This window comes from Bacillus sp. 9.4 (assembly GCF_055486415.1).
Genome location: NZ_JBVFMU010000001.1, coordinates 641287 through 656341, shown reverse-complemented (window position 1 = coordinate 656341; position 15055 = coordinate 641287). Strand labels below are relative to the sequence as shown.

Below are 15055 nucleotides of genomic sequence, written 5' to 3'. Positions count from 1 at the left end.
ACATAAAAAGACGTGGGAGGAGGGGTCCTGTGAATCCTGTTTTATCATCGTCAGAAGTTGGCGTGAAAATTAATGAATGGTATAAAATGATACGTCAATTCAGTGTTCCGGATGCAGAGATTTTAAAGGCTGAGGTGGAACAAGAGATCAATCAGATGGAGGAAGATGAGTATTTACTCATTTACTTCTCCTTAATGAAATTCCGTCATCAGCTCATGTTAGATTATTTAGAACCCGTAACAACACGTATTAGACCAACTATTGACGAACTTCTTGAAAAAATAGAGGCATCTAATAAGGGGATTACTGGCCTGCTGTCTTACTATTCTCTGTTTTTTCGTGGAATGTATGAGTTTGATAAGAGGGAATATGTCAAAGCAATTGGTTTTTATCGAGAAGCAGAAAAACATCTTACTCATGTAAATGATGATATTGAGAAGGCGGAATTCCATTTTAAGTTGGCTGAAGCTTACTATATTATGAAGCAAAATCATATCTCGATGCACCATGTTAAACAGGCGATGGACATTTATAATCAATATGAACTTTATAAAGTACGAAAAATACAATGTCATTTCGTGATATCTGGAAATTACGTTGATTTTAAACATTTCGAGAAAAGCTTGCCGCACCTTGAAAAAGCCTTAGAGTTGTCCGAACAATTAGATCGCAATGAAAGGCTACTTAGCTCGGCTTACTACAATCTCGGAAAGAATTACGCAGATTTAGGAATAAATGATAAAGCAGATCATTTCTTAAATGAGGCTGCCAAGGTATCAGAAAGTGCTAAGTTGAGCAATTTACCACATTCCCTGTTTACATACGCTAAATTTCTTTTTAAGCAGGGGAAAACAAGTGAAGCAATAAAAATGAGTAAAAAGGGTTTATCCGCTGCGATATCCCAAGGTGATAAACTTTTTGTGTCCCTGCAAAAGTACTTGGAAGCACTTTATATTAATGCAGTAGATCAAGCGGGAATCAAAAAAACGATTGAATACTTAGAAAGAAATAAGAATTATGCGTATGTGGAAGATATCGCAATTGATACGGCTGAAGTTTTTGCAAAATCAAAGGAATTTGAAACATCATATGTTTATCATCAAAAAATGCTAGAAACGCAAAAACAAATTCAGAGGGGAGAATGCCTGTATGAATTTTAAAAAAGGCGTAATCATTATTATTGCCGCAGTTACATTAAGTTTAGGTCTCGTTACTACTTTTAATGTAGAGCAAGGTGCAGCATATCATCAACTTTCTGACCGGAATCAAACATGAAAACTGATTAAACCCTCTCAATTGAGGGTTTTTTATTTATGTATTGGCTTGGTTCAACATTGACATTGAGTTAAAAGAAATGTTTATTTTAAGGAGAAAAAAAGACAAAAGGGCACCGCAATTTAAATTTTCGGTGAGACCGCAATAACTTTTTGGTTTTAAAGAACTAGATTAAAGGGAGAAATCACAGACTGGTGTTCGTAAGGAAGATATCATACTATGAAGAAACTAAGTTAGAGGAGTAGACTAAGTGTCTACTCCTTTTTTTGTTCGTTAGAAGATACCTTTGAGAAAGAATAAATATGGTTTAAACTTTAGTCTTAATCGTGAATTATTTAACTGAATAGCCTTTTTATCAATTGGAGATATTAACAAAAAGGTGATTTTAACTGGATTGAATTACTATTTGTATTTTTTATATAGGATCTAATGAGTTGGTTTGAAATAATTTTACTTTAAAAGACATGGATATAGAACTGAATAAAAATGTGTGAATTGAACATTCAGCTACCAACTGGAGTTGATTATTGATGGGATAGGTGAAGTGATTTTAGGCTTACTATTTATGGGCATAATTATTTTATCTCTAATTGCTAAAAAATCTATGTAGAATGGAGGGAAAGATTGTAGATAGAATTTATATTAATAAATCCAATACGGAAAGCCTGCGGACACTGAACTAATAGCTTTATCGCTATTTTGTTTGGTGTTTTTTTGATTTTTAAGATGAAAGGTAATTTAAGTAAGAATACATTTTTTAAAACAAAAAATCCTCTGTGTTAGTCGTTTAGAACCCTCCACTGTAAATGTGTTGCTTTTTAAACTGCAGAAACTGCAGAAGAAGCTTTAAAAAATTCATTAATAAGCTTATACTTCATGAGTATAAGCAATAGTCTTTCTTTTTTATCTCGCTTCTCTAGCTAAATATTTGGATCTAACTTTGGAGAGAGTAAAAAAAAGAGAACAAATGCTTTTTATATTAGGTCAGTAAGGAGAAAACGATGAAAAAAATAATATCCTATCTTGATCCTCCAAAAACCCTTGTACTAGGCTTTATGATGCTCATTCTTTTGGGAGCTTTTTTATTAACGCTTCCTATAGCGACAGAAGATGGTGAAGGACTTTCATTTTTAAATGCTTTATTTACTTCTACGTCTGCTACATGCGTGACTGGACTTGTCGTTGTAGACACAGGAGATACATTTTCAATGTTTGGTGAGTTGGTGATATTATCGCTCATTCAAGTTGGTGGATTAGGATTTATGACATTTGCAACTTTTTTATTTCTTCTTTTGAGAAAAAAAATCTCTTTAAAGGAAAGGCTGCTTATAAAGGAGGCTTTCAATAACATTTCCCTTTCAGGGCTTGTAATGTTAGTTAAAAGAGTATTGATGTTCACTGCAATAATTGAAATTGTAGGTGGGATTATCTTATCGATTCGCTTTTCTTTCGACATGTCTATAGGAAATGCCATTTATTTTGGTTTTTTCCATGCTATATCAAATTTCAATAATGCAGGTTTTGATTTAATGGGCGAATTTCGGAGTCTGACTGCTTATGTAGATGATCCCGTTGTTGTTCTTACTGTATGTTCCCTTATCATATTAGGTGGGATAGGATTTATCGTGATGAACGATCTTTATGAATATCGGAAAACTCGACGCTTATCGGTACACACAAAGGTCGTATTGATGTCAAGTTTGATTCTAACGGTAGGCGCAGCTCTTTTAATTTTCATATTTGAATTTGGTAATGGTAAGACTTTGGGACCTTTATCTATCACCGGTAAAGGATTAGGGGCATTGTTTCATGGGGTTACCCCAAGGACAGCTGGTTCTAATACACTGTCAATAGCTGATTTAACCCATCCAACTTTATTCTTGACGATTTTCCTTATGTTTATTGGAGGTGGCTCAGGATCAACTGCTGGAGGAATTAAAATAACTACCTTCGCTGTTTTAATAGCAACAATCTGGGCGCAGTATAGAGGGAAAGAGGATGTAGTCTTATTCAAACGTCGAATTATAATTGAAACGATATTAAAAGCACTCACTGTTGCTATAAGTGGATTAATTATCGTTATTACTATTACCATGTTGCTTAGTATTACAGAAAAGGGTCATGATTTTATTATGTATTTATTCGAGGCTACATCTGCTTTTGGTACTGTTGGTCTTTCTATGGGGTTAACTCCAGAGTTATCTCCAATAGGTCGTCTATTCATAATATTCACTATGTTTGCAGGAAGATTAGGTCCTTTAACACTTGCTTTCGCTATTACGAAGAGACGAACAAAAGAAGCTTTCCACCATCCAAAAGGAAATATAATGATTGGTTAATTAACAAGCAGGGAGTGAATAAAAGAAATGGCCATACGACAATTTGCAGTGATTGGATTAGGTAGATTTGGAGTAAGTGTAGCTCGAAGGTTACACGAAGCAGGTCATGAGGTTTTAGGAATTGATTTGAACGAGGATCGAGTCGAAGATGCAGAATCATTTGTTACTCATGCAGTCGTGGCAGATTCAACAGAAGAGAAAGCACTTGCTTCCATCGGGATTCGTAATTTTGATTGTGTGATTGTAGCGATCGGGAATAATATGGAAGCGAGTGTATTAACCGTTATGCTTCTTAAGGAACAGGGTGTAAAAAAGGTCATCGCAAAAGCGATAGGAAAGCGGCATGGACAGCTTTTAGACAAAACTGGAGCTGATATGATTATCTACCCTGAAAGGGATATGGGGGAACGAGTTGCTAATCATCTTCTATCACCCAATTTGCTAAACTACATTAAACTGTCAAAAGAATATAATATTGAGGAAATAATGATCCCTTCCAAAATGGCTGAAAAAAGTCTGCGAGAACTAGATGTTCGTGCCAAATACAATGTCAGCGTAATAGCCATCGTTAAAGAAGATGATGTCATCATATCCCCTTCTCCAGATCAGATTATTCACAAAGGAAATTTATTAGTTGTAATTGGTAGTAGAGATGATTTAGCCAAATTTTCTAGTATAGAATAACATTCGTTATCTGTTAGAGATACTTTAATCGCTTCCGTTGTATGTAGGTGAACAAGATTCGCTTATCTTTCTTAGAATTAAGAAAAAGCCGTTATGCAACGGCTAAAGGGAATTAGAACTAATGTTGTTTATCGAATCAAACAAGGAATTCATGAGTAGGTACTAGAGTTACATTCCGGGATGCTTCCTTCATTTCGCCATCAGACATAGATCCGAAAAAGGCAAGTCCAATTAAAACGGCGGATAAACTGATAAACAATTTAGATTTCATACATGCATTCCCCTTTCGATATTTGCTTTTGAGCATATACCATCTTCTTGAAACAGATGATACTATCCTCTATTTTTCCATTATAATCGAAAAGGTTGCCTCCTAACAATGCCAGCTCTTCCAGATAAGGGTATCCTTTGCCGTTCTCTAAACGAGAAAAAATGTTGAGGAGTTTAGGTGTATCACCATTTCTTATATAAAAAACGTCTAATGCTTCAAATAAGTTCATAAAAAGTTCGTCTTTAAAATCTACAGCACTTCTGATTCCTTTGCGGAAGCAATCCATTGCTTGTTCTTTTTTGCCTTGTTTAAAATAAATCAACGCTAGGTCATGATAAGCTTGGGGAAGTACGTCAGAGTTTATTTTTCTGTATTGAACCAAGGCTTGTTCGATGTAACGTGCAGCCTTATTTAAGTTGTCCATTTTGTGATAGCAGTTACCGAGATTAAAAAATGCGGTGGCATAGATGTGAGTATTTTTACTTTTAAGCAGCTCAGCACCTTTTAAAGCTTCTTGAAGGTGGGGGAGAGCTTTTTCATGATTTTCAAGGTCATCGTAGTTACCGGCAATAACAAAATGACACTGTATACGTCTGACAGAATAAAGCTCGTGTTTCTTATAGATGTTGTATGAAAGCTCGGCGTAATGCATCGAGATATGTGTCATTTTCATATGATAATAGACTTCGGATAACTTAAAATAAAACTCAGCTTTTTCAATCTTGTCGGAGATCGTTGGAATTTTGCGTTCAGCTTTTTTGTAATATGTAATGGCCTTTGTGTATTCACCGTTTCTAAACTCATACATTCCGCGGAAGAAGTTATAATAATATGCCCGCATATTGTCTAGTTTTTTCTTATGGCCTTCAATTTTCTTTAAATATTCTGAAAGTTCTATTCGGTTTTCATCAGATGGTAGCGTGTATTCCAACATAATTTTATGGCGAAAGGCCATAAGTTGATAATAAATAAGCAAGTCTTGATCTTCTTCCATAACCTCTATATCACGTTCGATTTCAGCTTTTAACATTTCAGCATCAGTTACGTTAAATTTTTGAATATGCCTATGCCATTCATTAATCTTCATTCCCACTTCAGCTGATGTGATTGATATCAAGATATTCACCCTTCCCTTAACTCTACTAGTAATGTAAATATTAACAAGTTTTCGTTCGCAGAAAAAGGCAATAGGGCACCGCAATTTAAATTTTCGGTGAGACCGCAATAACTTTTTAGTTCTCATGGAAAATCTCTCGATGGTGAATTAAGTGGTTTTGAGGATTAGCTCATTAAAAACTCACTTCGTAGATGAAGACAGTGCTTCAAAAGTGATTTTAAAATGCTGAAGAACAAGTTATGCATAAAGAGAAAGGTGATCAGACCTTGTATTTCTATTTTGGATGATTGCTGAACTTGTACTCATTTTTGTGGATAAAATGAATATAAAACTGTGTAAAAAGATGTAATGAATGACTTCAAAATTACTTAGGACCTAATGGCCGAAGTAATTGTCCGAGAAAACACTGGTTGTTTCAAACTATCGGTGTTTTTTATTTGTCTCATTTTATGGGTGTACCACTTACATAAAGTTCTTTTATGCCCCCTAGAGAATATACATGTAAAAATATTTTTTCATATGGGGGATTATATGAAATTGCAAGGGAGGATAAGTTTAAGCGTTGGTTGGATAACTTTGTTTCTAATGGGTACTGATTTATTTGTTGTCTCTCCATTATTACCGTTTATTTCAGAAGTATATAAAGTTGGTGCATCGACCACTGGATGGATGGTAACTGTTTTTTCAGTTACATATGCTTTTTCGGCTCCTTTCTTCGGTTGGCTTTCAGATTTAAAAGAACGGAGAACATTGATTACATTTGGCTTGTTGCTGTTCGCTATTTCTAATATGCTAACTGCATTTTCTCCTTCATTTTTATTGTTGATTGTTAGCCGTATTTTAGCTGGTTTATCCGTTGCTTCAATCACTCCTTTGATATACGCAATTATTGGAGATACTGCCCCACCTAACCGAAGAGGAATATGGCTTTCGATTGTTGTCTCAGGACACTTGACAGCTCTTTGGGCAGGAGCGCCAATCGGTACGTTATTAGAGCATTTTCTTGGATGGCGCTCAGTATTTGCCGTAATGGCAATCATAGGAGCCATATTGGCGGCAGTGAATTTTAAAACATGGGAATCTATTCCTGAAAAAAGTTTAAAAAGAAATCTGTTACAAGGAAATCTGCTAAGAATGCTTGGTTCTGTAAGTGTTACTACCATTTGGGCGATTTCAATGTATACCCTTTATGTTTATTTAGGTGCAGCTCTTTACTCCAAAAATAAATTCTCGTCATCAGAAATCGCATTAGCTGTTGCTTTTTATGGTGTCGGTGCTGTTTTAGGGAGCCTTACAAGTGGGCAATTAACAGATAAATTTGGAGAAGAGAAAATTTCGAAGGTTACGCTAATTTTCTTAATTTTAATACTCATTTGTTTAGGGATATTTTTCTCATCTGGTGATTGGATTTATTTCTTTCTTTTTATATGGGCTTTAGTTGGGTATGCAGGATTTACATCATACCAAGCAAGATTAGCAGTGGAATATCCAAAAGAACGAGGAATTGTTATGGCATGGAATAATACGGCTTTGTATATTGGTATTACCATTGGTTCAATGATTGGGGGTTATGTTATATCTAATTGGGGATATTCTTCACTTCCATATGTTTGTAGCGTTGCAGCAATCGTAAGTTTTGTGCTTAGTACCCAAAAGGTACAAGAAGCCAAAAAAGATTCAGCTTTTTCGACAGATACATGACCACGGAACAAAGTCTATTTGGGGTTCAGCCAAGATACATGTATAAAGGGGTCATAGGATTGTTTTTATTTCCAAATGCTAAAATTTCAAAAGTGACATTAGGAAACATGGATTTTTTGCACAAAGCTTAACTTCAAACTAAAAAAAGTCAAATTTCCTGTCAAAGGAGGCTGACTTTTTTTATGACTTCTTTAAGATGGCCCACCTATAAAATGCGATTTCGCACGCTAAGCCACTTTTCATTAAAGCCGGATTCCTGTTCAACTAGAGGCTCCGGCTTATGTTCATTACACTCTGATTCTCGTTCGCTTTACTCAGTTATATTTTTCAAGCCGATTTTTGAGATTTGTGCGGACAGCAGGCCATTCCTCGGCAATGATTGAAAAATAAGCTGTATCCCTAATGCTACCATTACTTGCAGGAAGATGTGCCCTGCGAATGCCTTCAAAAGTAGCACCAAGCCTTTGTATAGCAGAACGTGAACGTATGTTACGAGCGTCAGTTTTCAGTGTGACTCTGATAGTATTCCACGAATCAAATGCATGTGCAAGCATCAGAAGCTTGCACTCTGTATTAACACCAGTACGTTGAAATGAAGCTCCATACCAGGTGCTACCGATTTCTGCCACGGTTGGTGGAGTCAAATCTGTAGGGGAAGTCCCACTTGCAACGCCCGGTGGCTATGAAAAAACTTCGAGAGCAAAAAGCCGCGGATCTGTTTTGAAACATCATAAAAATGGATAAAGTAATTTCTCGTTTCAAAACTGGTTGTCTAGTTTTGAAATTTGATTTCCATATTCATCAAAATTGCTTTCCAAAAGCCACTTTTCGAACCGATTTTTTATAGTGGGCCATTCTTTATCAATTATCGAAAACCAAGCTGTATCTCTATTTCTTTGTTTGTATACAAGTGCTTGCCTAAAAGTTCCTTCATATTGAAATCCCAATCTTAGAGCTGCCTTTCTAGAAGGGGCGTTTAAACTATCACACTTCCATTCATAACGTCTATAGTGCAGCTCTTCGAATACGTAACGCGCCAGTAGAAACTGTGCTTCAGTAGCAATTCTAGTTTTTTTTAGTCTTTCAGAGTATATTACATGTCCAACTTCCACTGAACTATTTTCGATATTGATCCTCATTAGTGAAAAAGAGCCTAGTGCCTCGTTAGTGTCATTGTCAACTATTGCATAGTAAAAAGGGTCTTCTGATTTTATTAATTTTGATAGGAAAATTTCGAATTCCTTTTCACTTGTAAATTTTTCGGTTGGCAGATAGGTCCACTGTTTATCGTCACTATCGGGCCCATAAACATTTTTGTACAGGTCATCAAAATGCTTCATTGATACCTTTTCTAACGTACAGTATTTTCCTGCTATTGTATTTCTTGTGGGAACTAGTGGGTGTTGATACCCCTCAACTGGCTCACCGATTTTTTGTCCAAATTGGTTAATTTGCATACTTAACATATCCTTTCTTAGATCAACCCACGAAGTAATGAACTTATGCTTTTTCTCTAACTTTTGGGGATTCCATCAGCGTAAGAATTCTCCCAATAAAGTACCTAGTTTTAGAATAATCCAAACAATTTATCCGATCGTATCTGAGTAAGATCAACCCTCTTATTATCTGTACATATTAATTTTGTTGGCGGATCTTATGCATTTTTTATCCCAACTTTCTTTATAAATGATAAAATCATTTTAGAGAATTTCTGTACCTAATAAAAGTGACAGAATTTAAAAAAACATTAGGGACAGATGGAGGGTTAACAGTGGAAATTACCCCATTTTTACATAGGGAGTCTTCCGAGCCGTTATATAGTCAATTGTATCATTGGATTAAGAATGAAATTGAGGAAGGTAGGCTCTTGCCAGGAATGAAGATGCCATCAATTCGTCAGCTAACGGCTCATTTAAAGGTTAGCCGAAACACGATTGAGACAGCATATCAGCAGTTACAATCAGAGGGGTACCTAGAAAGTGTCCCTAAAAGTGGAATATGGGTAGCTGAGATTGAGAAACCTTTACTACATCCGATTGTAGTGGAACATCCTATCAGGCTGGAAAGTATACAATCAAGCGAGGTCCTTGTGGATTTTAAATATGGGAACATCGATCTTGACAAGTTTCCCTTGAAGCAGTGGAAAAAATGTCTGTCAGACGCAGTTGATCAAGTATTTCATTATGGAGAAAACCAGGGTGACTTTGCATTGAGGAGAGAGATTTCAAACTATCTACTGCAATCCAGAGGTGTACGCTCTACACCAGAACAGATTCTTGTAACGCCCGGAACACAAACCTCTATGGCGTTAATCTGCCGTCTTTTAGCACTCCAGGAAAAAACCGTGGCCATGGAAGAACCAGGTTACAGTGGGGTTCGATCAGTCTTAGAAGACCAGGGATGCCAGATTGAACCAGTGCCTCTTGAAATGGACGGATTGTCAATGGAGCATATACAAATGAGCAAGGCAAAAGCCGTGTATTTAACACCTTCTCATCAATTTCCATTTGGTATGATTATGTCCATATCGAAAAGAATGCGATTATTAAAATGGGCTTATCAAACTGAGGGATACATTATTGAAGATGATTATGACAGCGAGTTTCGATACAGGGGACAGCCTATTCCTTCACTGAAATCTTTAGACGAAGAGGAAAGGGTTATTTATTTAGGTACATTTTCTAAATCATTTCTACCTTCAGCCCGATTAAGTTATATTGTACTTCCATCTTCTCTAATGGTTCAATATTCCCGAAAGTTCACAGCTTACAAACAATCTGCTTCTCCTATTATTCAGAGGGCTATGGCTCTGTTCATGCAGTCTGGGGAATTTGAGAGGCATATACGAAGAATGCGCAAGATTTATCAAAGAAAACATCAGACTCTGTTAAGGAGCATTGAACAGTATATGGGCACTCAAGTAAAAATTGTTGGAGAAAAGTCAGGCTTACATGTCTTATTGAAAATAAAAGGCGTAACAGCCTTCGATTTGATCGAAGCTGGTTTCCAAAAAGGTGTCAAAGTTTATTCTCCGTCTAGGTTTTGGCTTAATCCAAACCCCGAAGGTGATTCCTACATCATGTTGGGATTTGGTGGATTATCAATTGAAGAAATTGAAAAAGGAATCAGATTACTCGCAAGATGCCTCCCATGAAGAAGGGGAACAGTAAGTAATAAACATATTGGCTTAAAGGATGATAGAGATATATGTAAGAGTATCGATCGAGTTGGTGCATAATATAGTTTGAGTGATTTTCCAATGAATAGACATTTTGTTTAATGTTGATTTTTCATTAACCACGGCTTTTTTAATGTGACTATTCAATCTATCACCGCATATAAAGTATAACTAAGGGGAAAGTAAAAAGCGTAAATCAATGCAACTGATGGATTCTTTTTGATTTCACAATACTACAAGGTTAGTTGAAGAATTAAAGGGAAATTCTCACCCATATTAGATAACTTAAGAATTTTTATTATGTAGATACACACTATTAAATAATCTAATAACTATATTTTTCTTAGGTGAATATCTAAATAAAAACCCAGCTTCATCTTTACAATAGAGAAGCTGGGTTTTTTATGTCAAGTAGTTTTTAATGTGTTAAAAATATTACATACTTGTTGTTTTCAACTCATTTATTTGAAAATTAGATTCTTTCTTCTTCCTAACCTTTAAAGTTAATAGCATTAATATGATTGAAATAAAAAGTAATAATAAGAATGCAAAATTATAAGAGTTTGTCATATCTTTTGCAGCCCCGACGAGTATAGGGACAGCGCCACTTATAATGTAACCACCGAATTGAATCATAGCAGTCCATTGACTAGCATCTCTTGGTGTAGTTGTTGCGTCTAAAGGAAGGATCATTGCAATTGGAAATAACCCTCCGGCACCAATACCAGTCAAAATAGCACTAATAATGGGTGAAATACTTCCAGCTATTAACGTGATTATCCCGATAAAATAACATAAAGTACATAGAATAATCCAAGGTTTTCTATTTGGACTATTATTAATTAAAATAGGGATGATGAAGCTGAAAATCATTTGTATGATTGAAAAAACAGTAGCAGTTGTTGCTGCATATGTGGCACTAAAACCTACTTCTTGTACTTTTGGAGCTAGCCATGTTGCAAAAGAATAATACATGCCAGACTGGAGGCCAAAAATCACCATAAGCAGCCATACATATCGATTTCTCCAAGGTAATTGGTTTTTTTGTTTTACAGACGCCGCTTCTACACTTTTCTTTAGTTTTGATTTTTTAATTATTGGCATCCAAACAATTATTCCAATTCCAGCGAATAAAGCCCATATTGATAAAGCGATGTTCCAAGAATTATTAAAAGAATGCATAGCGGGCACTACCAACCCAGAACTTAAGGATGCTCCAACCCCCATGCCAGCTGAATAAACACCAATCATTGAAGATGAATATTTAGGAAATTGTTTTTTTATATATCCAGAGATAAGTGGACCGGCTATTGCAATCCCAATTCCGGTAAGTACAGCTGTCATTAATAATAGAAAAGGGAAGGTTGCCATAAAGCGCAACGCTGTTGCTAATCCAATTAATAAGACTGAAAATGCAATGGTCAATTCAATTCCCCATCGTTGACTAAGCTTTGCAGCCACAGGAGCAAATACCCCCATACAAAAAACTGGGAGGGCTGTAAGTAAACTAACCGAAACATTAGACATTTGTAAATCTGCCTGAATAGTTTTTAAAACTGGAGAGATTGATGTAATGGAAGCACGTAAGCTCATGGATATAACAAACAAAGAAAAGATGCTCCAAATTATATAAATTTTTCTCTTTTTTTTCATAATTATAAACGCTCCTTTTATGAGTTTAGATGATTATTTGATATAATATAGTTAACTTTTTTGTGTGTATGCATACTATAGTTATATCTTTGGTATACTATAATATATTTTTTGGGTAGAATCAAGGCGAAAGGTGTGAAAAAGTGAAGGAAGAAAATATTGACTTATCCAATCAGGTAGGGATTAAACTTAGAGAAATTCGAAGAAGTAAAAAAATTAGCTTGGAAGAGTTGTCTAACTTAAGCAATGTCAGTAAATTAACTCTAGGTAAAATTGAAAGAGGTGAAGCGAACCCAACAATTAATGTCTTATGGAAAATATGTAGAGGATTAAATATTCCATTAGCATCTTTACTAACTTTTGAAGAGGAAATTGAAGTACACCGATTTGTGCCTCCCCATCACTTTGCGGGACAAAATAATGATTGGTTTATCAACCCATTGTTTAAGGCATTTGGCACGGTTGAATGGTATAGAGCATGTATCGATCCAAACAGTGAGTACAGTGAGTCACATTTGGCTGGATCTGAAGAAATCGTACTTGTATTAAATGGTCAATTGGAAATGAAAGTTGGAGAGGAAAAACACCAACTAAACAAGTGGGATATCATTAAATTTAAAGGTGAAGAGATTCATACGTATATAAACCGTTCAGACGAAAAAGTGTACTTAATGATTTCTTTAACTTATACAAGCCCTTAAGCACAAACTTTTCAAGAGAGGATTTTTTTGTTTATCACTGGTTATTTTAATACTACCGGATGAGGATAATCTTAATTTGAACAAGTTAATTTAAGATGGCTACCAATGTGGTAGCTTGTTTATTTACAATAGGGGCAGTATTCTGTTATATACCAAGGTTTCTTCTAATTTTTGCCCTACTTCTGTTTTCTTAAATAGTCCCCTCAACAAAAATTTGTATTGTTGAAATTGCATTAATAACTGGCAATGAAAACGCTACTTCATTTTTTAAAAATGAGATAAATTTTTGTGAACGATAATAAGCTAATTTTGATTTAAGGCTTTGATTAGAAAATAAAATCTCTCCTATTGAGGATCTAAGGAGTGTAGAAATGTCTCAACAAAACATCGATTGTTTCAAATTATCGGTGTTTTTTATTTTCTGCATATACATTGAAACGTTTAATAACACTGTAGTTTAATTTAAAATCTCCTCATTTGGACAAACAGCTGTTACATAGCATTACCCAAGGGGTGATGCATTTTATGAAGGTGGTAATCATCGAGGGACCGCAAGCTGACAAATGCATTAACGATTGCTATCATTATTTAATAAAACTTTATAGGAAGGAGATTCAGGGTGATAGCAATATATGTAAGGGTATCGACCGAGGAACAAGCGATCAAGGGATCGAGCATCGACAGTCAGATCGAGGCTTGCTTAAAGAAAGCAGGGACTAAGGATGTGCTGAAGTATGCCGATGAAGGATTTTCTGGGGAGCTTTTAGAACGTCCGGCTTTGAATCGCTTAAGGGAGGATGCAAGCAAGGGACTTATAAGTCAAGTCATTTGTTACGATCCGGACCGTCTTTCTCGGAAATTAATGAATCAGCTTATCATTGATGATGAACTGCGAAAGCGAAATATACCCTTAATTTTTGTAAATGGTGAGTACGCCAATTCTCCAGAAGGTCAATTATTTTTCGCAATGCGTGGAGCAATCTCAGAATTTGAAAAAGCCAAAATTAAAGAACGGACTTCAAGCGGCCGACTTCAAAAAATGAAAAAAGGTATGATCATTAAAGATTCCAAACTATATGGCTATAAATTTGTTAAAGAGAAAAGAACTCTTGAGATATTAGAAGAGGAAGCAAAAATCATTCGGATGATTTTCAACTATTTCACCGATCACAAAAGCCCTTTTTTCGGCAGAGTGAATGGGATTGCTCTACATTTAACCCAGATGGGGGTTAAAACAAAAAAAGGCGCCAAAGTATGGCACAGGCAGGTTGTTCGACAGATATTAATGAACTCTTCTTATAAGGGTGAACATAAGCAGTATAAATATGACACTGAGGGTTCTTATGTTTCAAAACAGGCAGGAAACAAATCTATCATTAAAATAAGGCCTGAAGAAGAGCAAATCACTGTGGCAATTCCAGCAATTGTTCCAGCTGAACAATGGGATTATGCTCAAGAACTCTTAGGTCAAAGTAAAAGAAAACACTTGAGTATTAGCCCTCACAATTACTTGTTATCGGGTTTGGTTAGATGCGGGAAATGCGGAAATACCATGACAGGGAAGAAAAGAAAATCACACGGTAAAGACTACTATGTGTATACTTGCCGGAAAAATTATTCTGGAGCAAAGGACCGCGGTTGCGGAAAAGAAATGTCTGAGAATAAATTAAACCGGCATGTATGGGGTGAGATTTTTAAATTTATCACCAATCCTCAAAAATATGCTTCTTTTAAAGAGATTGAACAATCAAATCACCTGTCTGATGAATTAGAACTTATTCAAAAAGAGATAGAGAAAACAAAAAAAGGCCGCAAGCGTCTTTTAACGCTAATCAGCCTAAGCGATGACGATGATTTAGACATAGATGAAATCAAAGCACAAATTATTGAACTGCAAAAAAAGCAAAATCAGCTTACTGAAAAGTGTAACGAAATTCAATCAAAAATGAAAGTATTAGATGATACAAGCTCAAGTGAAAATGCTCTAAAGAGAGCCATTGATTATTTTCAATCAATCGGTGCAGATAACTTAACTCTTGAAGATAAAAAAACAATTGTTAACTTTATCGTGAAAGAAGTTACCGTTGTGGATTCTGACACCGTATATATTGAAACGTATTAAAGAGGGGTGTATGC

At 35.5% G+C, this 15055-nt stretch carries 13 protein-coding genes and 1 pseudogene; 9 read left to right on the top strand and 5 right to left on the bottom strand.

What is annotated here, in order from left to right; all coding sequences use genetic code 11:
• Positions 1-29 precede the first annotated feature (29 nt).
• From ACZ07B_RS03990 to ACZ07B_RS03975, 4 genes are all read left to right on the top strand, one after another.
• Positions 30-1160 (top strand): response regulator aspartate phosphatase, encoded by a 1131-nt coding sequence (locus ACZ07B_RS03990; protein ID WP_416720531.1) that lies wholly within the window; start codon positions 30-32, stop codon positions 1158-1160.
• A complete protein-coding gene (locus ACZ07B_RS03985) occupies positions 1150-1275 on the top strand; it encodes a hypothetical protein (protein WP_416720532.1) in 126 nt (41 codons plus the stop codon). Before ACZ07B_RS03990 ends, ACZ07B_RS03985 begins: the two co-directional genes overlap by 11 nt.
• A gap of 1001 nt (positions 1276-2276) precedes the next feature.
• Positions 2277-3614 (top strand): TrkH family potassium uptake protein, encoded by a 1338-nt coding sequence (locus tag ACZ07B_RS03980; protein WP_464876920.1) that lies wholly within the window; start codon positions 2277-2279, stop codon positions 3612-3614.
• A 27-nt stretch (positions 3615-3641) separates the two neighbouring features.
• The gene (locus tag ACZ07B_RS03975) at positions 3642-4298 is read left to right on the top strand and encodes a potassium channel family protein (protein WP_464876919.1); all 657 of its coding nucleotides are present in this window, start codon (positions 3642-3644) and stop codon (positions 4296-4298) included.
• 136 nt (positions 4299-4434) lie between these two features.
• On the opposite strand, the gene ACZ07B_RS03970 is transcribed toward ACZ07B_RS03975, so the two are convergent.
• Both ACZ07B_RS03970 and rapE read right to left on the bottom strand, forming a co-directional pair.
• Positions 4435-4569 (bottom strand): phosphatase RapE inhibitor PhrE, encoded by a 135-nt coding sequence (locus ACZ07B_RS03970; RefSeq protein WP_464876918.1) that lies wholly within the window; start codon positions 4567-4569, stop codon positions 4435-4437.
• Positions 4559-5686, bottom strand: a complete 1128-nt coding sequence (gene rapE, locus ACZ07B_RS03965; RefSeq protein ID WP_464876917.1) for a response regulator aspartate phosphatase RapE — start codon at positions 5684-5686, stop codon at positions 4559-4561. Before rapE ends, ACZ07B_RS03970 begins: the two co-directional genes overlap by 11 nt.
• A gap of 531 nt (positions 5687-6217) precedes the next feature.
• Here rapE and ACZ07B_RS03960 point away from each other — a divergent pair.
• Positions 6218-7387, top strand: a complete 1170-nt coding sequence (locus ACZ07B_RS03960; RefSeq protein ID WP_464876916.1) for an MFS transporter — start codon at positions 6218-6220, stop codon at positions 7385-7387.
• A 314-nt stretch (positions 7388-7701) separates the two neighbouring features.
• Here the strand turns inward: ACZ07B_RS03960 and ACZ07B_RS03955 are convergent, their stop codons facing one another.
• Both ACZ07B_RS03955 and ACZ07B_RS03950 read right to left on the bottom strand, forming a co-directional pair.
• Complete coding sequence (locus ACZ07B_RS03955; protein WP_464876915.1) at positions 7702-8016, bottom strand: GNAT family N-acetyltransferase; 315 nt, start codon at positions 8014-8016, stop codon at positions 7702-7704.
• Between the two features lie 129 nt (positions 8017-8145).
• Positions 8146-8844 carry a GNAT family N-acetyltransferase gene (locus ACZ07B_RS03950; RefSeq protein ID WP_464876914.1) on the bottom strand — a complete coding sequence of 233 codons (699 nt, stop codon included), beginning with the start codon at positions 8842-8844 and terminating at the stop codon, positions 8146-8148.
• Between the two features lie 314 nt (positions 8845-9158).
• On the opposite strand from ACZ07B_RS03950, the gene pdxR reads away from it, so the two are divergent.
• Positions 9159-10541 (top strand): MocR-like pyridoxine biosynthesis transcription factor PdxR, encoded by a 1383-nt coding sequence (pdxR, locus tag ACZ07B_RS03945; RefSeq protein ID WP_464876913.1) that lies wholly within the window; start codon positions 9159-9161, stop codon positions 10539-10541.
• Between the two features lie 459 nt (positions 10542-11000).
• Here the strand turns inward: pdxR and ACZ07B_RS03940 are convergent, their stop codons facing one another.
• The gene (locus ACZ07B_RS03940; protein WP_464876912.1) at positions 11001-12218 is read right to left on the bottom strand and encodes an MFS transporter; all 1218 of its coding nucleotides are present in this window, start codon (positions 12216-12218) and stop codon (positions 11001-11003) included.
• A 143-nt stretch (positions 12219-12361) separates the two neighbouring features.
• On the opposite strand from ACZ07B_RS03940, the gene ACZ07B_RS03935 reads away from it, so the two are divergent.
• From ACZ07B_RS03935 to spoIVCA, 3 genes and pseudogenes are all read left to right on the top strand, one after another.
• Complete coding sequence (locus ACZ07B_RS03935; protein ID WP_464876911.1) at positions 12362-12919, top strand: helix-turn-helix domain-containing protein; 558 nt, start codon at positions 12362-12364, stop codon at positions 12917-12919.
• 525 nt (positions 12920-13444) lie between these two features.
• A pseudogene (locus ACZ07B_RS03930) lies at positions 13445-13623 on the top strand (hypothetical protein).
• On the top strand, positions 13581-15041 hold the full coding sequence (spoIVCA, locus tag ACZ07B_RS03925) for a site-specific DNA recombinase SpoIVCA (protein ID WP_464877033.1): 1461 nt from the start codon (positions 13581-13583) through the stop codon (positions 15039-15041). The pseudogene ACZ07B_RS03930 and the gene spoIVCA overlap by 43 nt, the downstream one beginning before the upstream one ends.
• The last annotated feature ends 14 nt before the right edge of the window (positions 15042-15055 follow it).